Origin of the sequence: Arthrobacter gallicola (assembly GCF_014836775.1) — a bacterium.
Classification (GTDB): domain Bacteria; phylum Actinomycetota; class Actinomycetes; order Actinomycetales; family Micrococcaceae; genus Arthrobacter_B; species Arthrobacter_B gallicola.
This window is the reverse complement of sequence record NZ_JACSQD010000003.1, coordinates 149,061-168,693: the sequence shown is the minus strand read 5'-3', so window position 1 is coordinate 168,693 and position 19,633 is coordinate 149,061. Positions and strand designations below refer to the sequence as shown.

16 protein-coding genes are annotated in these 19,633 nt (G+C 65.6%); 7 read left to right on the top strand and 9 right to left on the bottom strand.

All coding sequences use genetic code 11. The features are described 5' to 3' along the window. Positions 1-6: 6 nt before the first annotated feature. The 7 genes from H9639_RS07995 to groES all read right to left on the bottom strand — a co-directional run bounded on the left by H9639_RS07995 (position 7) and on the right by groES (position 9,431). The gene (locus tag H9639_RS07995) at positions 7-498 is read right to left on the bottom strand and encodes a PTS sugar transporter subunit IIA (RefSeq protein ID WP_191807564.1); all 492 of its coding nucleotides are present in this window, start codon (positions 496-498) and stop codon (positions 7-9) included. A 14-nt stretch (positions 499-512) separates the two neighbouring features. Beyond that, positions 513-2,237, bottom strand: coding sequence for a glycerol-3-phosphate dehydrogenase/oxidase (locus H9639_RS07990; protein WP_191807563.1), 1,725 nt, complete (start codon positions 2,235-2,237; stop codon positions 513-515). A gap of 50 nt (positions 2,238-2,287) precedes the next feature. Then, a complete protein-coding gene (locus tag H9639_RS07985; protein ID WP_191746967.1) occupies positions 2,288-3,427 on the bottom strand; it encodes a GuaB3 family IMP dehydrogenase-related protein in 1,140 nt (379 codons plus the stop codon). Positions 3,428-3,507: 80 nt separating this feature from the next. Next, the gene (guaB, locus tag H9639_RS07980; protein ID WP_191807562.1) at positions 3,508-5,025 is read right to left on the bottom strand and encodes an IMP dehydrogenase; all 1,518 of its coding nucleotides are present in this window, start codon (positions 5,023-5,025) and stop codon (positions 3,508-3,510) included. Between the two features lie 136 nt (positions 5,026-5,161). Next, a complete protein-coding gene (locus H9639_RS07975; protein WP_318242026.1) occupies positions 5,162-7,285 on the bottom strand; it encodes an acyltransferase family protein in 2,124 nt (707 codons plus the stop codon). A gap of 160 nt (positions 7,286-7,445) precedes the next feature. Continuing rightward, positions 7,446-9,056 carry a chaperonin GroEL gene (gene groL, locus H9639_RS07970; protein ID WP_191807560.1) on the bottom strand — a complete coding sequence of 537 codons (1,611 nt, stop codon included), beginning with the start codon at positions 9,054-9,056 and terminating at the stop codon, positions 7,446-7,448. A 78-nt stretch (positions 9,057-9,134) separates the two neighbouring features. After that, positions 9,135-9,431, bottom strand: coding sequence for a co-chaperone GroES (groES, locus tag H9639_RS07965; protein WP_055239413.1), 297 nt, complete (start codon positions 9,429-9,431; stop codon positions 9,135-9,137). A gap of 377 nt (positions 9,432-9,808) precedes the next feature. Between groES and H9639_RS07960 the strand changes: the two genes are divergently transcribed. The 5 genes from H9639_RS07960 to H9639_RS07940 all read left to right on the top strand — a co-directional run bounded on the left by H9639_RS07960 (position 9,809) and on the right by H9639_RS07940 (position 14,311). Further along, positions 9,809-10,762: a siderophore ABC transporter substrate-binding protein gene (locus tag H9639_RS07960; RefSeq protein ID WP_191807559.1), complete on the top strand. Its 954-nt coding sequence runs from the start codon at positions 9,809-9,811 to the stop codon at positions 10,760-10,762. An 86-nt stretch (positions 10,763-10,848) separates the two neighbouring features. Further along, positions 10,849-11,886 (top strand): ABC transporter permease, encoded by a 1,038-nt coding sequence (locus H9639_RS07955; RefSeq protein WP_318242025.1) that lies wholly within the window; start codon positions 10,849-10,851, stop codon positions 11,884-11,886. Next, the gene (locus H9639_RS07950; RefSeq protein WP_404799737.1) at positions 11,879-12,895 is read left to right on the top strand and encodes an iron chelate uptake ABC transporter family permease subunit; all 1,017 of its coding nucleotides are present in this window, start codon (positions 11,879-11,881) and stop codon (positions 12,893-12,895) included. Before H9639_RS07955 ends, H9639_RS07950 begins: the two co-directional genes overlap by 8 nt. Further along, a complete protein-coding gene (locus H9639_RS07945; protein WP_191807558.1) occupies positions 12,892-13,650 on the top strand; it encodes an iron ABC transporter ATP-binding protein in 759 nt (252 codons plus the stop codon). Before H9639_RS07950 ends, H9639_RS07945 begins: the two co-directional genes overlap by 4 nt. Before the next feature lie 91 nt (positions 13,651-13,741). Next, positions 13,742-14,311, top strand: a complete 570-nt coding sequence (locus H9639_RS07940) for a hypothetical protein (protein ID WP_191807557.1) — start codon at positions 13,742-13,744, stop codon at positions 14,309-14,311. A 52-nt stretch (positions 14,312-14,363) separates the two neighbouring features. On the opposite strand, the gene H9639_RS07935 is transcribed toward H9639_RS07940, so the two are convergent. Continuing rightward, a complete protein-coding gene (locus tag H9639_RS07935; protein WP_191807556.1) occupies positions 14,364-15,515 on the bottom strand; it encodes a MalY/PatB family protein in 1,152 nt (383 codons plus the stop codon). 142 nt (positions 15,516-15,657) lie between these two features. Here H9639_RS07935 and H9639_RS07930 point away from each other — a divergent pair, with 142 nt between their 5' ends. Next, on the top strand, positions 15,658-16,878 hold the full coding sequence (locus tag H9639_RS07930) for a class I SAM-dependent methyltransferase (RefSeq protein WP_191807555.1): 1,221 nt from the start codon (positions 15,658-15,660) through the stop codon (positions 16,876-16,878). 204 nt (positions 16,879-17,082) lie between these two features. On the opposite strand, the gene H9639_RS07925 is transcribed toward H9639_RS07930, so the two are convergent. Then, a complete protein-coding gene (locus tag H9639_RS07925) occupies positions 17,083-17,895 on the bottom strand; it encodes a shikimate 5-dehydrogenase (RefSeq protein WP_191807554.1) in 813 nt (270 codons plus the stop codon). Positions 17,896-18,041: 146 nt separating this feature from the next. On the opposite strand from H9639_RS07925, the gene H9639_RS07920 reads away from it, so the two are divergent. Beyond that, positions 18,042-19,190, top strand: coding sequence for a glutamate--cysteine ligase (locus H9639_RS07920; protein ID WP_191807553.1), 1,149 nt, complete (start codon positions 18,042-18,044; stop codon positions 19,188-19,190). Positions 19,191-19,633 lie beyond the last annotated feature (443 nt).

Genomic DNA, 19,633 nt, shown 5'->3' with positions numbered 1-19,633 from the left:
TGGCCCTCAGTGGTCAAAAAACACCAGCGAGGAATTGATCAGCTCCGCGATGACTTCCGGGTCCTGGGCCCGGCGCAGGGATTCCCGGAAAGTGGGCCGAAACAGCGACCGGGCGAGCGTGGCCAAAACCTCAAGATGCTCGGAGTAGGAGGCCGCCGGCGTCGCAATAAGCAGCACCACACTCGCCGGGCCGTCCGATGCCCCGAAGTCCAGCCGGTGCCCGTACTTGCAGATGCCCACGGCAATCGAGGTTTTGACCGCGTACTCGCTGCGGGCGTGCGGCAGACCGATGCCGCCGGGAAGCCCGGTGGCCATCTGGTGTTCCCTGGCTGTGACGTCCTTCAGGAAACCCGGGAGGTCGGTGAGGCGCCCCTGCTTGTACATCCGCTCGGCCAGCTGCGCGGCGGCGTCGTCCCGGTCCTTGGCTTCCAGGTCCAGGATGACCATCTCGGGTTCGGTCAGGACCGCGTCATACCGGTTCAGGCTCAGATCACTCATGCGTACGGCTCCACTCAGCGCGGAGGGGCGATGTCCTGGACCGCCAGCCGGGCAGCATCAGCGGAGACATCGTCCGGCTGTTCCTGGCTCAGGCGCTCGGCTTCGACCCGGGCCAGGTAGTGCCGGACCTCCTTCTCGATCCGCTGTTCATCCCAGCCCAGCACCGGAGCCATCAGCTCGGCGACAACCGGGGCTGCTGAGACGCCGCGGTCCCAGGACTCGATGGAAATCCGGGTCCGGCGGGCCAGGACGTCCTCCACGTGGCGGGCGCCTTCATGGGTGGTGGCGTAGACAACCTCAGCGCGGAGGTAATCGTCAGCCCCGGGCAGTGTCTCCCCCAGCGACGGGTCCGCCGCGATCAGATCGAGCACCTCACCGGCCAGTGAGCCGTACCGGTTGAGCAGGTGCTCCACCCGCACCACATGGACACCGTATTCCTCCGCGGTGCGGTGCCGTTTGTTCCAGGCCGCCTTGTAACCGACGGCGCCGAGCAGCGGAATGGTCTGGGTGCAGCTTTCCGGGACCTTTTCGTCCAGGGCGCGTGCTGCCTCGTCCACGGCGTCCTTGGCCATCACGCGGTAGGTGGTCCACTTTCCGCCGGCCACCACCACCAGCCCCGGCACGGGGTGCGCGACGACGTGTTCACGCGAGAGCTTGGCCGTGGAATCGTTCTCCCCGGCCAGCAGCGGACGCAGCCCGGCGTAGACGCCTTCGACGTCCTCGCGGGTCAGGGGCCGCTTCAGGACCCGGTTGACGTGTTCGAGGAGGTAGTCAATGTCGGCAGAGGTAGCGGCGGGATGCGCCTTGTCCAGATTCCAGTCGGTGTCCGTGGTGCCGACAATCCAGTGCCGCCCCCACGGGATCACGAAGAGAACAGACTTCTCGGTGCGGAGAATCATGCCCACGGTGGACTGGATCCGGTCCCGCGGCACCACCAGGTGAATGCCCTTCGAGGCCCGGACCTTCAGCTGGCCGCGGTCCGTCACCATGGCCTGGGTTTCATCGGTCCAGACGCCGGTGGCATTAACCACCTGCTGGGCGAAGACGTCGAACTCTTCCCCGCTCTCCTGGTCCCGGACCCGGGCCCCCACAACCCGCTCGCCTTCCCGGAGGAAGTCGACGACGGCGACCCGGTTCGCGGCGGCGGCCCCGTAATGCGCCGCGGTGCGCACCATGTTCGCGACGTACCGGGCGTCGTCGACCTGTGCGTCGTAATAGCGGATCGAGCCGATCATGGCGTCGTCCTTGAGGCTGGGCGCCGCACGGAGGGTTGAACGCCGGGACAGGTGCTTGTGCATGGGTACACCGCGGGAATTGCCCGAGGTCAGTCCCATGGTGTCGTAGAGAATAATCCCGGCGCCGACGTAGGGACGCTCGATGAACCGTTTGGTCAGGGGGTAGAGGAACGGCACCGGGCGCACCAGGTGCGGGGCGATCCGCTGGATCAGCAGTCCACGTTCCTTCAGGGCTTCCTGGACCAGGGCGAAGTCAAGCATTTCCAGGTATCGCAGGCCGCCGTGGATCAGCTTCGACGACCGGGAGGAGGTACCCGAGGCCCAGTCCCGGGCTTCCACCATGCCGACCTTCAGGCCGCGGGTCACCGCATCCAGGGCCGCCCCGGCACCCACCACGCCGCCGCCGACAATCAGGATGTCCAGCTCGCCGCCGGGTTGGGCGGTGGCACGCAGTTTCTCAAGGGCTGCTTCGCGGTATTCCGGACTTAGTGCATCTGTAGCCATGGTCAAGATTCCTCTCTGAAGCGTGCCCCCGGGTACCGGGGAGGTTGTGCTCAGGTGTTGTACAAGTAGGGCGACACCAGTACATCGATACGCTGGAAAGCCTTGAGATCAGAGTAGCCCGTGGTGGCCATTGCCCGCCGCAGTGCTCCCATTAGATTCGAGGTTCCGTTGGTATGGTGCGAGGGCCCCCACAGCACTTCCTGCAGCGGGCCGACGGTGTCCAGATGGACCCTGTCCCCGCGCGGCAGTTCGCCATGGTGGGCTTCCTGGCCCCAGTGCCAGCCCCGGCCGGGGGCTTCTTCGGCGCGGGCCAGGGCGGAGCCGAGCATCACGGCATCCGCACCCATGGCGATGGCCTTGATGATGTCGCCGCTGGTGCCCATGCCGCCGTCGGCAATCACGTGCACGTACCGGCCGCCGGACTCGTCCATGTAGTCCCGGCGGGCTTCGGCGATGTCGGAAATGGCGGTCGCCATCGGGGCGTGGATGCCCAGCGCGCGGCGGGTTGTCGTCGTCGCGCCTCCGCCAAAGCCGACCAGGACACCGGCGGCACCCGTGCGCATCAGATGCAGGGCCGGGGTGTAGCCGGCAGCGCCGCCGACAATAACGGGGACGTCGAGTTCGTAGATGAACTGCTTGAGGTTCAGCGGTTCAGCGTTTTTGGAGACGTGCTCGGCGGAGACGGTGGTGCCGCGGATCACGAAGATGTCCACGCCTGCGGCCAGGACGGTCTTGTAGAACTCCTGGGTGCGCTGCGGGGTCAGCGAGCCTGCCACGGTGACCCCGGCTTCGCGGACTTCCGCCAGGCGGGAGGTGATCAGTTCGGCGCGGATGGGAGCGGCGTAGATTTCCTGCAGCCGGCGGGTGGCGGCCGGGTTGAAGTTCTCCTGGCTCAGCACGGCGATTTCGTCCAGGACCGGCTGCGGATCCTCGTAGCGGGTCCACAAACCTTCGAGGTTCAGGACGCCGAGTCCGCCAAGCCGGCCGAGGGCGATGGCGGTGGCCGGTGACATCACCGAGTCCATGGGAGCGCCGATCACCGGCATCTCGAACTGGTAGGCGTCTATCTGCCAGTTGACCGAAACATCCTGGGGATCACGGGTGCGCCGGGAGGGCACAATCGCCACATCATCCAGGGAGTAGGCTCTGCGCCCACGCTTGCCACGGCCAATCTCAATCTCGTTAGTCACTGCTCTAGGTTATCCCAGACCAAAAAGGACGCGGGCACCGTCCCGGTGGAACGGTGCCCGCGTCGTCATGGAGCCTGTGCCTAGCGGCGGCCGTAGTTCGGCGCCTCGGCGGTCATCATGATGTCGTGCGGGTGGGATTCCTTCAGCCCTGCCGGGGTGATCCGGACGAACCGGCCCTTGGCCTTGAGCTCGGCAATCGTGTGGGCACCGGTGTAGAACATGGTCTGGCGCAGGCCGCCGACCAGCTGGTGCGCGACGGCGGACAGCGGGCCGCGGTACGGCACCTGGCCTTCAATGCCTTCCGGGATGAGCTTCTCGTCGCTGGGGACGTCTGCCTGGAAGTAGCGGTCCTTGGAGTAGGACGTGTTCTTGCCGCGGGTCTGCATGGCGCCGAGGGATCCCATGCCGCGGTACGTCTTGAACTGCTTGCCGTTGACGAAGACGAGGTCGCCGGGGCTTTCGGCCGAACCGGCCAGCAGGCCGCCGAGCATCACGGTGTCAGCACCGGCAACGATGGCCTTGCCGATGTCGCCGGAGTACTGCAGGCCGCCGTCGGCGATGACCGGCACGCCGGCGGGGATGGCTGCCTTGGCGGCTTCATAGATGGCGGTGATCTGTGGAACGCCGACACCGGCAACCACACGGGTGGTGCAGATGGAGCCGGGGCCAACGCCGACCTTGATGGCGTCAGCACCGGCGTCGATCAGCGCCTGGGCGCCCTCGCGGGTAGCGGCCTGCCCGCCGATGACGTCGACGTGCGCGGCAGCCGGGTCCTTCTTCAGGCGGGCAATCATTTCCAGCACGCCCGCGCTGTGACCGTTGGCGGTATCGACCACCAGGACGTCGACGCCGGCCTCGACCAGTGTCATCGCCCGCTCGTAGCCGTCGCCGAAGAAACCGACGGCAGCGCCGACGCGGAGCCGGCCTTCGTCGTCCTTGGTGGCCAGCGGGTACTGCTCAGCCTTGTCGAAGTCCTTGACCGTGATCAGGCCCTGCAGGCGTCCGGCGTCATCGACCAGCGGGAGCTTCTCGATCCGGTTCTTGCCGAGCAGCTCAACGGTCTCTTCGGGAGTGATGCCGACACGTCCGGTGATCAGCGGCATGCGGGTCATGACTTCCCCGACGGTGCGGGTGGCGTACTCGGAGCGCGGGATAAAGCGGGTGTCGCGGTTGGTCACGATGCCCAGGAGCTTGTTGTCCGGGTCCACGACGGGCAGGCCCGAGACGCGGAAGTGGGCGCACAGGTCATCGAGTTCCTGAAGGGTTGCCTCCGGGTGGATCGTGACCGGGTTGGTGATCATGCCGGATTCGCTGCGCTTGACGCGGTCCACGTGCTCGGCCTGGTCGTTGATGGACAGGTTGCGGTGGATCACGCCGAGTCCGCCGTGGCGTGCCATGGCGATGGCCATGCGGGATTCGGTCACGGTGTCCATGGCGGCGGACAGCAGCGGAGTCTGGACCGTGATCCGCTTGGTCAGGCGGGAGCTGGTGTCAGCCTCGGACGGAATCACGTCCGTGGGGCCGGGCAGCAGGAGGACGTCGTCGTAGGTAAGACCGACGAAGCCGAACGGATCGTGTTCTGGGGACTGCTGGCTCAAATTCGCGCCTCTTTCGGGACCGGAGAGTGTGGGGGAAGGCCGGGGCAACACGGCCGTTTTGTATCGAAGTTGTATTCAATCGTAGAACGAAACCAGCGGGGTGCCCTATTCCCGCGGCTGCCTTGCCCAGAGGCGGCTAGGCAGACTCCGGGACCGTGGTTCCTTCCCAGCCGGTGGCTTCGAGGATCCGTTCCGCCAGCACATGGGAGGTGGTCTCCATGTAGGTGCGGTTGAGGTGGTCATGATCCTTGTAGACGATCACGTTGCCGATGATGCCGGGGCAGGTGCCGTCAATACAGAGCTGGTCCGTCATGTCCAGGACCTGCACACCGGGAATGCGTTCCTCCAGCCCGTCCAGCGGGGAGACCTCGGCCAGGAGCTCATTCCGCGGCACCTGGCAGGCGTCAGTGGCGAAGCCGCTCGCTTCCAGGCACTTGAACATGTCGAATTCAAACCGCGGGTTATCCCGCATGGCCAGCACGGTGATCCCCGCTTCCGCGAAGCCTCGCACGCCGTCGTCGTATCCTCCGGCCAGCGTCTCATCGGGCTGGGATTCCTTGGAGACCGATGCCACCGTAAATACCGCGTCGGGCATTTTTTCCAGCACGTATTCCCCGGCTGCCTGGTTGAACTCGTTGCATCCCGGGGACCGCTCCGGGTCCTCGCCACCGTAGCGGCAGCCCATTTTCAGGACCGTGATCACGTGCCAGTCGTTGGCCAGGGCGATGGGCCGCAGGGCTGCCGACCACTGCATGGCATGGGAATCGCCCAGCACCACAATGGTCTTTTTGGCACCTTCCGCTGTGCCGATCTCCTTGCAGGAATCCGCGAGGACGGAATCGCCGGCAGGCGCGTAGTCCGCACCGCAGGACTCATCAAGCTGCGCCCACTCCTGGTCCATGTCAGCCGGCGAGGGCTTCACCAGGGCGCTGGTCGAGGCAGCGAATTCGAAGGCCGGGTCCAGCGCCAGGGCGCCGGGGTTGTCCGCGATGCTCTGCAGCCGGACGGCTTCGGCATCCGCGGTGACCTTGGCCTGCCAGCCCGCCAGCGGTGCCGCAACCACGGCAAAAGAAGCGGCAAGCACGACGGCGGAGCGCCAGGAGGCCGCTTCGGGCCAGGACCAGCCGCGCAGCGGACCTTCCACCAGCTTGGTGGTCAGGACCGCCAGTACCAGCGACACGGCGATGACGACTGTGCCGTCGATAATCCCGGCGTTCTCCTGTCCGGAGGCGACCAGCCAGAACACCAGGATTGGCCAGTGCCACAGGTAGAGCGCGTAGGAGTTGTCCCCCAGCTTCACCAGCGGTTTGGCCTTCAGCCAGCGGTCGGCACCGCCGCGGCTGCCGGTGTCTCCTGCGGTGATAATCATGGCGGCGGCCAGGGTGGGCCACAGGGCCAGATACCCGGGGAACTGCTGCTGGACCTGCAGGATGATTCCGCAGCTGAGCATCGCTGCCACGCCCACCCAGCCCAGGACGATCCGCAGGCGGCGGCCCAGGTGCAGGTAGGGCAGGGCGAGTGCCAGCAGCGAGCCCAGCGCGAATTCCCAGAGCCGGGTCCGCGTATCGAAGTACGCGTAGGCCTGATTGGTGGTGGTTTCCCAGATTGAGAACACCAGGGACGAGGCAAAGATGGTGCCGAAAATCACAGCCAGCACGCTGCGGTAGCTCCGCCGGAACAGCTTGGCTGCGGGGACGGCGGCAGCGAAGATCAGCGGCCAGAGAATAAAGACCTGCCCCTGGACGGACAGGGACCAGAAATGCTGAAGCGGGCTCGCAGCGCTGTGGTCCGCAGCCAGGTAATCCACGGCGTTATTCGCCAGGGTCCAGTTCTGGACATAGAAGAGCGAAGACCAGGACTGGCCGATGACCTCCTGCCAGGAGCTGGCCGGCAGCAGGAAGGCGGCAGCCGTGAGGACAGCCAGCAGAACAACGACGACGGCGGGCAGCAGGCGCTTGAACAGGTGCAGCCAGTAGCGGCCCAGGGCCAGCGCGCGGCCGGCTTCGGCCTTGCGGACGAAGGAACCGGTGAGCAGGAAGGCGGAGATGAGCAGGAAGATATCCACTCCCCCGGAGACCCTTCCCAGCCACACGTGATACAGCACAACCAGCACAACGGCCAGGGCTCTCAGGCCCTGAACTTCCGGGCGGTAGCGCCGTTCCCCGCCGGGGGTGCGGCCCGGCGCCCGGGCTTCACCCGGGGAAGCTTCGGCGGGGCTGGGGGCGGGGAAAGCGGCAGCGTGCTGCTCAGGTGCTGACACTTGCGGGCGTCCTTTCGACATGGTAAATACCGCAAGAGTTTACCTGCCCGCCACCAGCAGGCTTAATTCGCGGCGTCCACGGCCACGGGACCCGGGACACAAAGAGGCCCGGCCGGACGCAGGAATTCTGCGTCTGACCGGGCCCTTTGTTCAGCAGAAACTAGTGCTGGTGACCGTGGTCATCATCCTCGTCGGAGGGCTTCTCGACAACCAGTGCCTCGGTCGTGAGGACCAGGGCGGCGATCGAGGCAGCATTGCGCAGCGCCGACCGGGTGACCTTGACCGGGTCAATGACGCCGGCTTCGATCAGGTTGACGTACTCGCCGGTGGCGGCGTTGAAGCCGTTGTTCACGTCGAGCTCGCCGACCTTGGAGACAACAACCATGCCTTCGGCACCGGCGTTCTCGGCAATCCAGCGCAGCGGCTGCGCCAGGGCGCGGCGGACCAGACCCACAGCGGTGGCGGCATCGCCGTCGAGCTTCGCGACGTTGGCGTCGGTGTCCAGGGCGCGGGCGGCATGGACCAGTGCGGAACCGCCGCCGGCCACGATGCCCTCTTCCAGGGCAGCACGGGTCGAGGACACGGCGTCTTCGATCCGGTGCTTCTTTTCCTTCAGCTCAACTTCGGTGGCGGCGCCGACCTTGATGACGCCGATGCCGCCGGAGAGCTTGGCCAGGCGTTCCTGGAGCTTCTCGCGGTCCCAATCGGAATCCGTGCGCTCAATCTCGGCACGGATCTGGGCCACGCGGTCCGCGACGTCGGCTTCGGAACCGGAGCCGTCAACGATGGTCGTGTGGTCCTTGGTGACCGTGATGCGGCGGGCAGAACCCAGCACCTCGAGGCCCACCTGGTCCAGCTTCAGGCCGAGGTCCGGGGACACAACCTGCGCGCCGGTCAGGGTCGCGATGTCCTGCATCATGGCCTTGCGGCGGTCGCCGAAGCCCGGAGCCTTCACGGCAACAACGTTCAGCGTGCCGCGGATCTTGTTGACCACCAGGGTGGAGAGGGCTTCGCCGTCCACGTCTTCGGCAATGATGAACAGCGGCTTCGAGGCCTGCAGTGCCTTCTCCAGCAGGGGAAGGAACTCGGCAACCGAGGAGATCTTGCCGGAGTTGATCAGGATCAGCGCGTCTTCGAGGACGGCTTCCTGGCGCTCCGGGTCGGTCACGAAGTACGGCGAGAGGTAACCCTTGTCGAACTGCATGCCTTCGGTGATGACCAGTTCGGTGGACGTCGAAGAGGACTCTTCGATGGTGATGACGCCGTCCTTGCCGACCGTGTCGAACGCCTTGGCCAGGAGCTCGCCGATTTCTTCGCTCTGGGCGGAGATGGCGGCGACGTGGGCAACCTGGTTGCCCTCGACTTCCTGGGCGTTCTCCAGCAGGCGGGCGGCGACGGCCTCAACGGCGGTCTCGATGCCGTGCTTGAGCGCGCCGGGAGCTGCGCCGGCTGCCACGTTGCGCAGGCCTTCCTTCACGAGGGCCTGGGCCAGGACGGTGGCGGTGGTGGTGCCGTCACCGGCAACATCGTTGGTCTTGGTGGCAACTTCCTTGGCCAGCTGCGCGCCAAGGTTCTCGTACGGATCGTCGAGCTCGACCTCACGGGCGATCGTGACGCCGTCGTTGGTGATGGTGGGTGCGCCCCAGGTCTTGGCGAGCACAACGTTGCGGCCGCGCGGGCCGAGGGTGACCTTGACCGTGTTGGCGAGCTTGTCGACACCGGCTTCCAGTGAACGACGGGCGGAGTCGTTGAACTCCAACTGCTTTGCCATGTGTGTGTCCTTTCCGACAACTACATCTGCATCTACAAAAGAAGACCCCGGCCGAATCTGGCCGGGGTCTTCAAAGAATTACTTGACGACGATGGCCAGCACGTCGCGTGCGGAGAGCACCAGGTATTCCTGGCCGCCCTGCTTGACCTCGGTTCCGCCGTACTTGGAGTAGATGACGACGTCGCCCTCGGCGACATCGATCGGCACACGGTTGCCGTTGTCGTCAACGCGGCCGGGGCCGACTGCTACGACTTCGCCTTCCTGCGGCTTTTCCTTTGCGGTGTCCGGGATGACCAGGCCGGAGGCCGTGGTCTGCTCAGCTTCGAGCGGGCGAACAACGATGCGATCCTCAAGGGGCTTAATAGAGACCGACACTCGGGCTCTCCTTTGCTTAGTTACTAACGGGTTTGTGGACCGTCGGTAGGCGCTTGCCGTCGTCGCGGGTGCCGGTGCACGCTTCCCTCAGGAGTTAGCACCCTCACATGGCGAGTGCTAAGTCCGACTTTATGCAACCGTTAGCACTCGGTCAAGGTGAGTGCCAACAATCCTTTGCGGTACTGCCTTCGGCACCGACGGCTCCCCTGACGGAGTCCGGTCCCCGTGTTTCCTGCACCATGTATTCAAGTTGCTTAGCCTTGCCTAACAAGATAGTTTTCAATGGCGCGCAGAAATTAGCCAACAATTTTGTGTCCTAATGGCGGAGGCATCCGGCAGGCGGCGCATCCATTGAGAAACAACTGGAGCACCCACTCGTGAAGACGACCCTGAAGTCCCGGCTGCTTGCCGGAACCGCCCTCGTGTCCCTGCTTGCCGTCAGCGCGTGCGGCCAGGACTCCGACGCCGCCGCCGAGCCGGCAGCCACCGAGCCCGCCACCGTGACGGTGGAACACACCCAGGGCACCACCGAAGTGCCGGTCAACCCGGAGACGGTCTACACGTTCGATCTCGGCGCTCTGGACACCCTGGACGCCCTCGGGATTGAGGTTGACGGTGTTCCGTCCGCAAACTTCCCGGAGAGCCTGTCCAAGTACGGCTCGGATGACTACGCCAAGATCGGCAGCATGAAGGAGCCTGACTTCGAGGCCATCAGCGCCGGCGCCCCGGACCTGATCATCATGTCCGGACGGACCGCGGATTCCTACGAGGAACTCTCCAAGATTGCGCCCACGATCAACCTCAGCAACGACGCCGCGGATCCGTGGAACTCCTTCATCTCCACCACCGAGATCATCGGTGAGATCTTCGGTAAGGAAGCCGAAGTCGACGAGAAGCTGGCCGCACTGGAAACCAAGGTCGAAGAGACCAAAGCAACCGCGGCGGACGCAGGCAACGGCCTGATCATCATGACCAGCGGCGGTGAAATGACCGCCTACGGCGCCGGCTCCCGCTTCGGCCTGATCCATGACGTTCTTGGCGTTCCCACCGCAGCCGACATCACCTCCGAAGGCAAGCACGGCGAGTCCGTCTCCTTCGAATACGTCGCTGAGACCAACCCGGACCACCTGTTCGTGATCGACCGCGACGTCGCCGTCGGCAATGCGGGTGAAGTTGCCTCCGCTGTCCTGGACAACGAACTGGTTATGGGCACCAAGGCTGCAAAGAATGACAACATCACCATGCTCGACTCCTCCAGCTGGTACCTGGTGGGCTACGGCCTGAACAACGTTGACGCGATGGTCAGCGCTGTCCAGGACGGCATCTCCTAACCCCGTCCCACCCACCTGCTAAATCCTCGTCCGGCCGGTCTTTCCCCTCAGTGGAAGGCCGGCCGGACGAGGGAGACGGAAGCACTATGTTGACCCTCACCTCCCCCACAGCTCCGGCGCCCGCCGGAGCCGCTGCCGCGTCCGGCCGCCGGCGGTTCCCCGGCCCCGGGGCAATGCTGATCCTGGGCGGAGCCGGAGTCCTGCTGCTCGCCGTCGTCAGCATGTTCGTCGGTGTCAGCGATGTCTCGCTCACTTCGCTCCTGGCCGGGGACGAAAACGCGTGGAGAATCTTCTGGATCAGCCGCGTCCCCCGGACCCTGAGCATCATCCTGGCAGGAATGGCCCTCAGCGTCGCCGGCCTCATCATGCAGCTCATGGCCCGCAACAAGTTCGTGGAACCTTCCACCGTGGGTACGGTGGAGTCGGCGTCGCTGGGCATCCTGGTGGTCACGGTATTCCTGCCTGGGGCCTCGCTCTTCGTGAAAATGTCCACCGCCACCGTCTTCGCCGTCGCCGGCACTGCCCTGTTCCTGCTGGTCCTGCGCCGGATTCCGCTGCGCAACACGCTGATCGTCCCGCTGGTCGGGATCATGCTCGGCGGTGTTATCGCGGCCATCACCACCTTTTTCGCGTACCGCTTCGACCTGCTGCAGACCCTCAACAGCTGGATGGTCGGGGACTTCTCCGGCGTCCTGCGCGGACGCTACGAACTGCTCTGGATTGTCGGGGCACTGACAGTGATCGGCTACCTGGCGGCAGACCGGTTCACCGTCGCCGGCATGGGCCAGGAGTTCACCACAAACCTCGGGCTGAACTACAACCGCGTTATGACCCTGGGATTGATCATCGTCTCCCTGATCAGCGCCGTCGTGGTGGTCAGTGTCGGCTCGGTGCCCTTCCTTGGCCTGATCGTGCCGAACCTCGTCTCGCTGATGATCGGCGACAACGTCCGCCGCGCCATTCCCTGGGTGGCGATCTTCGGCGCCGGGTTTGTCCTGGCCTGTGACATCATCGGCCGGACCATCCGCTACCCCTATGAAATCCCGGTCGGAGTCATCGTCTCCGCCATCGGCAGCGCCCTGTTCCTTTACCTGCTCCTGAGAAAGCGCTCCGCCCGTGCCTAGCAGTCCCGTCAGCGTCCTACCTTCCGCCCTCACGGTGCAGCGCCGCCGCCCGGTGCGCGGCCTCTCCCCCAGGTTCTGGATCATCACCCTCTCCGTTGTGGCCGCCGTCCTGGTCGCCGTCTTTATGACCATCGACCTGCGCGGAAACATCGGCTACGTCCTGCCCCGCCGTGCCATCAAGGTGGGCTCAATGATCCTGGTGGCCTACGCCGTCGGCGTCTCCACCGTGTTGTTTCAGACCGTCACCGCCAACCGGATCCTGACGCCGTCGATCATGGGCTTTGATGCCCTGTACGTCCTCATCCAGACCGTGCTGGTCTTCACGTTCGGCGGCGGACTGGTCCTGGCTCTGGCGGCCCCGCTGCGCTACGGGCTGGAAGTCGCGCTGATGGTCGGCTTCTCCTTCCTGCTCTACCGGTGGCTGTTCACCGGCGGCGGGAAATCGCTGCATCTGATGCTGCTGGTCGGCATTGTGCTGGGCACCCTCTTCCGCGGAGTGTCCTCGCTGCTGCAGCGGCTGATCGACCCCAGCGAATTCATCATCCTGCAGGATTTGTTCTTCGCCAGCTTCAACAACGTGGACGGCGCCCTGCTCGGCTACTCGCTGATTGCCGTCGCAGTGGTGAGCGTCCCTGCCTGGCGGATGCGGCATTCACTGGATGTGATGTCCCTGGGCCGGGAAACCTCGATCAACCTCGGGGTCAACCACAAACGCTCGGTAACCATCGTGCTGGTCATCTGCTCGGTGATGGTGGCGGTCTCCACGGCACTGGTGGGTCCGGTCACCTTCTTCGGGCTGCTGGTTGCGTCGCTGGCGTATCAGCTCTGCTCCCATTTCAAGCACTCCGCAGTGGTTCCGATCGCCGTGCTGCTGGGCATCATCGCCCTGGTCGGCGGCCAGCTGGTCCTTGAACGCGTCTTTGCGTTCGACACGGCGTTGAGCATTGTCATTGAATTCGTTGGCGGGATCGTCTTCCTGATCCTGCTCCTGAGAGGCTCCATCAAATGATCCAGGTCACCGGCGTTACGAAAAAGTACGCGAACACTGCCGTGGTGGACGAGGTGAGCTGCCACATCAAGGAGGGCGGTGTCACCTCGATCATCGGCCCCAACGGTGCCGGCAAATCCACGCTGCTGTCCATCATCAGCCGTCTGCTTACCGCCGACACTGGCTCCGTGACGGTGGATGGCCTGGATGTGGCCCGCACACCGGGCAAGGACCTGGCCCGGAAGATGGCCATCCTGCGCCAGGATAACCACCTGACCGTCCGTCTGACCGTCCGGGACCTCGTCGGATTCGGCCGCTACCCGCACAACGGCGGGCGCCCGACAGCGCAGTGCCGGGAGAAGATCGAGCAGGCGCTGACCTTCCTGGATCTCACGGATCTGGCGGACCGGTTTGTTGACGAACTTTCCGGCGGGCAGCGTCAGCGCGCGTTTATCGCCATGGTGCTGGCGCAGGACACCGACTACCTGCTGCTGGATGAGCCGCTGAACAACCTGGATATGAAGCACTCCGTGGAAATGATGCGGCTGCTGCGCCGGCTCACGGACGAACTCGGCAAGACCGTGGTCCTGGTCATCCACGACATCAACTTCGCGTCCTGCTACTCCGACGACATCATCGCCATGGCGGACGGCAAGCTGCTGCACCAGGGGCCGCCGTCGATGATCATGCGGCCCGAGGTCCTGAAGGACATTTACGAGATCGACATCCGGATCGAGGAGATCGAAGGCAACCGCATCGGCGTGTATTTCGCCTGATGCGGTTGTGCTTACGTTGAGAGCTTTTCACCGCCAGGGCGTCGTCAGGCAGGCCGGCGACGGCGCCGGACGGGGCAGCTAGTATTCGGGAATGACCACCGAAATCCGCAGGCCGTCGCCGCGGGGGAAATGGGAAAAGGCGCTTGATTCTTCCCCGTTCTGGCTGCTTCCGATCGCGCTGATCGCCGGAAACTCGCTGCGGGAGATGCTCGGTTTTTGGCTCTCGTTGTTGGTCTCCCTAGGCATAGTGGTGGGAGGAACCTTCCTCTGCCGTAAACCGGCCGAGGCCGCGAGGTCCAGGCGTCTGGAACAAGATGCCCAAGCCGGAGTGATTGAGTGCGCCATCCGCTACCCGGGTGCGCTGCCCGGGTCACTTCGCGGCATCTGGTCCGCAGGCTTTGCAGAGATAAACGGCAGGACCATCAAGTTTCAGTCGGTCTTTGACATAGCAAACCAGAGAAAAGGTTCCACAGTCGTTTTTGGGGATCTTCGCCCGTTGGGCGAGCGCCCGCTGTCGGACAAAAAAACGCTGGCAGTGCGCGGGGCGGACCGGGTCATCGGTGTGTGGACCGACAAGGGCGAAATTGAGTTGGCCGCTCCCGGGGAGAGCTTGAAAGCGGTCGACAGGCACCTGCGCCACGGGGATGGCACCGGCTCATAAATTTGGCCCGGTTCACCCCACCTGTCCCGGCGCCCCACCTGTCCCGGCGCCCTTAGGCCCCGGACTCCCGGACACGGGCGAGCCGGCGCACGGCTTCTTCCAGGACGTCGGGCGCGCAGCCAAAGTTCAGCCGCACATGGCCCTCCCCGCCCGCGCCGAACTTGAGACCCGGTTCCACGGCAACCCGTGCCTTCTCCAGGGCCACCGACGCCGGGTCCTCGCCCCAGCCCAGGGCGCGCAGATCCAGCCAGGCCAGGTATCCGGCGTCGGGCATCCGGTACTGCACGCCCGGCAGCTCGGCTGAGAGCAGCTCACCCAGAAGACGGCGGTTGGCGTCCAGCGTTGCCAGGACGCTGTCCAGCCACGGCTCACCTTCCGCGAAAGCAGCGGCTGTGCCGTGCAGGCCGAGAATGCTCGTGCGGAAGCCGGTTCCCGCCGGCATACCGTCCAGGAGCAGCTGCATGGCGGGGTGTGCCGCCACGGCCAGGGCACACTTGGCGCCGGCGATGTTCCAGCCCTTGCTGGCCGCGGTCACACAGACACCGTGGGCACGGGCCTCATCCGAGACCGCGAGGAAAGGCGTGAAGTCGGCGTAGACCAGCGGCGCGTGGATCTCGTCACTGATCACGGTCACGCCGTACCGATGCGCCAGCCGGGCAACCTCGGCGAGCGTCTCTCGGGTGTGGACCAGGCCCAGCGGATTGTGCGGGTTGCACAGCAGCAGGGCCTCGGCGCCGTCTGCGAACGCGGCCTCAAGTCCGGCCAGATCCAGGGACCAGGCGGCGCCGTCGTCAAGCAGCGGCACTTCCCTCACCGTGCCGCCGGCTTCGACAGGCAGCTGGAAGAAGGGCGGGTAGACCGGCGGGGTGATGACTACCTCGCCACCCGGGGAAATGGCCTGCCTCAGGGCTTCGACGATCGCAACGCTGACGTCCGTAGTGGTCCGGATGCCCGCGGGGTCGACATCCCATCCCCAGCGCCGCTGCGCGAATCCGGCAAACGCGGGCGCCAGCGGACCGGGACCGGCAACGTACCCGACGTCGGAGGCTTCAATCCGCTCAATCATGGCCCGGGCAACCGCAGGCGCCAGCGGGTAGTCCATCTCCGCCACAAAGAGCGGCAGGACATCCTGCGGGTGGGTGCACCACTTGACGCTGGTCCGCCGGCGCAGTACGTCCAGGGGGTCTACAGCCATCTCAGTCATATCTTCCAATTTACAAGGACGGCCTGAGCCCGGCTGGACGGGTGTTCCCTGCACCACAATTGGCAGGCCGAAGGGCTCTGGCCGGACTGCCGGCTGCCGGCTGCCTAAACCTCCTCCGCCGCAACGAATTAGGCTTAGAGGCATGCCCGACACATCCCTCGCCCATGTCCTGACCCCCGAAGGCTGGGCACTGCTGAACTCGCTCGGCCCGTATCTGGAGTCCGAGTCGCTGAAACTGAACACCGATCTGCGCAAAGCCGGGCACTCCCCCGAACTGGTCGCCGCCGTCCTCACCCAGGCAAAACTGCGGATGAAGGCCCGGGCAAAGTTCGGTCCGTTCGCCGAGCACATGCTGTTCACCCCCGCCGGGCTGGAACAGGCGACCCGGCTGAACGTCGCAGCCCTGCACGCCCAGCGCTACCAGGAGGCAGGGCTGACGAAGGTCGCTGACCTGGGCTGCGGGATCGGCGCCGATTCTCTGGCCCTGGCCACCCTGGACCGTCAGGTCACCGCCGTCGAACTCGATGAGATCACGGCCGCCGTCGCCACCATCAACCTCATGCCCTGGCCGGAAGCCCGCGTGGTCCAGGGCGATGCGGAGAGTTTTGATCTGACCGGGTTCGACGGCGTCTGGCTGGATCCGGCGCGGCGGACGACGTCGACGTCGGGCACCTCCCGCATCTTCGACCCGGAAGCCTTCTCCCCGCCGCTGTCCTTCGTGGAATCCCTCGCCGACGACGGGATGCCGGTGGGCGTCAAGCTTGGTCCGGGCATTCCGCACGAGTCGATTCCCGCGGGCTGCGAAGTCCAGTGGGTGTCCGTGGGCGGCGACGTGACCGAGGCGACGCTCTGGTTCAACGAACTGCGCCGGCCCGGGATCCGCCGGGCTGCCCTGGTGATCGGCCCGGCCGGAGCGGCGGAGCTGACCTCGCACGAGGACTACGTTCCCGGCGCCCAGGATGTCCGGACCGGTCCGGCGGAGGGTTATCTGTATGAGCCCGACGGCGCCGTCATCCGTGCGGGTCTGGTCGCCGACGTCGCGCGTACTCTGGGCGGGCACCTGCTGGATCCGCAGATCGCCTACATTGCCGGGCCTGAGCTGCTGGAAACCCCGTTCGCCCGTGCCTACCGGATCCTGGAGGTTCGCCCGTACAACGTCAAGGCGCTCAAGGCGTGGGTCCGCGCCAACGGCATCGGCGTGCTGGACATCAAGAAACGCGGGATGTCAGTGACGCCGGAGGAACTGCGCAAGCAGCTGCTCACCGGCTCGGGCAAGGGTCCGAACAAGGCCACCCTGGTCCTGACCCGGATCGGTGAGGACCGCGTCGCGATCGTCGTCGAACCCGTGGCCGCCAGCCAGTAGCGGCCGCCCGCGCTGGGGCTCCTCGGGCTGCGGCTCCGGGGGCTGCGGCTCCGGGGGCTGCGGCTACCCGCGGATGTGCAGCTATGGCGACCTTCCGGCGCAGGAGGTCGCCATAGCTGCACATCCACGACTCGCGGCGGCCCGGGAAGTCACCGTATCTGCACACCCAGCGCGGGGTTTGAGTGCCGCCCGGCCGCCAGCCGTCTAGCTCCGGGAGAACTCGCTGGCTTCACGGACCTGTTCCGGTGTGGGCCGCACCCCGGTGTAGAGCACAAACTGCTCCTCGGCCTGGATCGCGATCACCTCGGCGCCCGTGATGACCTTTTTGCCGGCGGCGCGGGCCGCCCGGATCAGCGGGGTTTCGGCCGGAAGCGCGACGACGTCGAACACCGTCCGCGCTGCGGCGACCGCCTGGTCGTCGAAGGACTGGACGTCTTCATCGGCTCCGGCCATGCCGAGCGGAGTCACGTTGATCAGCAGATCCGCCGTCGCGGTTCCAGGTTTGGCCCGCCAGTCGAAATCGTAGAGGTCCGCCAGTGCCCGGCCTGTTCCCTCGTTTCGGGCGATAACGCACACATCGGAGAACCCGGCGTCGCGCAGGGCGGCAGCCACCGCTTTGGCCATTCCGCCGGATCCGCGCAGCAGCACCGAGGATGCCGGAGAAACCTCGTGGTCAGCCAGCAGCCGGGCGATGGCCAGGTAGTCGGTGTTGTAGGCGGTGAGGACGCCGTCGTCGTTCACGATGGTGTTCACCGAGTCGATGGCAGCGGCAGAGGCGTCCATCCGGTCCACCAGCGCAATGACTTCCTCTTTATACGGCATCGACACGGCGGCTCCGCGGATGGGCAGGCCGCGCACCCCGGCGATCGCCTGGGCCAGGTCAGCGGGCGCGAACGCCTTGTAAACGTAGTTCAGGCCCAGCTGGTCATAGAGATAGTTGTGGAAGCGGGTGCCGATATTGCTTGGCCTCGAGGCCAACGAAATGCACAGGACCATGTCTTTGTTCAGGATGGGCATTGGACCATTATCGCCTTTGCGGGTTCCGGACGGGGCTTTGGCAGCGGAACCAAAGTCCCCATTCCCCGGGCTAGGATTGGAGCGGCTCTTAGAACGCGATGGTGCGGACCGGAGACATTCATTCGAGACGCACAGCAGGAGACGTATTGGACATTGAGTTTGCAGCTTCACCGCAGTCGACCCTGGGGGTTGAGTGGGAACTGGCCCTGGTAGACCGGGAGTCCGGGGAGCTTCTCTCAGTGGCCGACGAGGTCCTGCGCGCGGTCAACGCCGCCGACCCGGAGCTCAGTGCGGACGAAGAGCACCCGCACATCAAGCAGGAGCTGCTGGAAAACACGGTGGAACTGGTCACCGGGATCTGCACCACCGTTGCCGAGGCGAAGGCTGATCTGGCCCGCTCCATGGCCGCGGTCCGCCGTGTCACCGACGAGATGGGCGTTGAGCTGTTCTGCGCCGGCACCCATCCTTTTGCGGCTCCGCGTTCCCAGCCCGTGACGGACAAGGAACGCTACGCCAAACTCATCGACCGGACCCAGTGGTGGGGCCAGCAGATGCTCATCTACGGCGTCCACGTCCATGTGGGCCTGGATTCTCGGGATAAAGTCCTGCCGGTCCTCGACGGCCTGGTGAACTACTTCCCCCACTTCCAGGCGCTCTCTGCCTCCTCGCCGTACTGGTCTGGGGACGACACCGGCTACGCCTCACAACGGGCGCTGATGTTCCAGCAGCTGCCGACCGCCGGGCTGCCCTTCCAGTTCCAGTCCTGGAGCGAGTACGAATCCTACGTCCAGGACATGTTCACCACCGGAGTCATCGACTCAATCAGTGAAATCCGCTGGGACATCCGCCCGGTTCCCGCTCTCGGGACCATCGAGCTGCGGGTCTGCGACGGTCTGTCCACCTCCACCGACATCGGAGCCATCGCGGCCCTGACCCAGTGCCTGGTGGACGAGTTCTCCACCATCCTGGACAACGGCGGAACCATTCCCACCATGCCGCCGTGGCATGTGCAGGAGAACAAGTGGCGGGCTGCCCGCTACGGGCTCGACGCGATCATCATCCTGGACGCCGCCGGCAACGAAAAGCTGGTAACCGAGCACCTGCTCGACGACGTCCTGCCCCGTCTGGCTCCCGTCGCGGAGAAGCTCGGCTGCACCGCTGAACTGGCAGACGTGGCCGGCATCATTGAACGCGGCGCCGGATATCAGCGCCAGCGCCGGGTAGCCGCGGAAAACGACGGCGACCTGCGCGCCGTCGTGCTCGACGGCGTCCGGCAGCTCCGCGGGGAAGCCTAGCCTGGAGCTCGACGGCGTTTGGCGGCTGGGCGGTGGCGAGGCCTCGCCTAGGGCTTGGCGGCGTCTGACAGTCGGGCGGTGGCGAGGCCTCGCCTAGGGCTTGGCGGCGTTCGGCAGCCGGGCGGTGGATTTCCGAGGGCCTTCCGGTCCCGAATTGGCTCCGTGGGGAAGCCTAAGCCTAGAGGTCGACGGCGTCTGAAAGCCGGGCGGAAGCCTTCCACTCCTGTGTTGGCAGGACCCCACTGCCCCACCATCACGGCCCCACGGCCCCACCGTCACGGCTAATACCCCGTTTCGTGGGCGCGCGAAGAAACCCGACCGCCGCCCCGCAGCCCTTTGCCGCTGGTGCCCGAAAAGCAGGTAAATGACCCGTATTTGGTGGCACGGCGAAGGGCCGATTTTGAGCCTGAAATGTCAGTGGCAGGTGGCAGTGTTGGGGTATG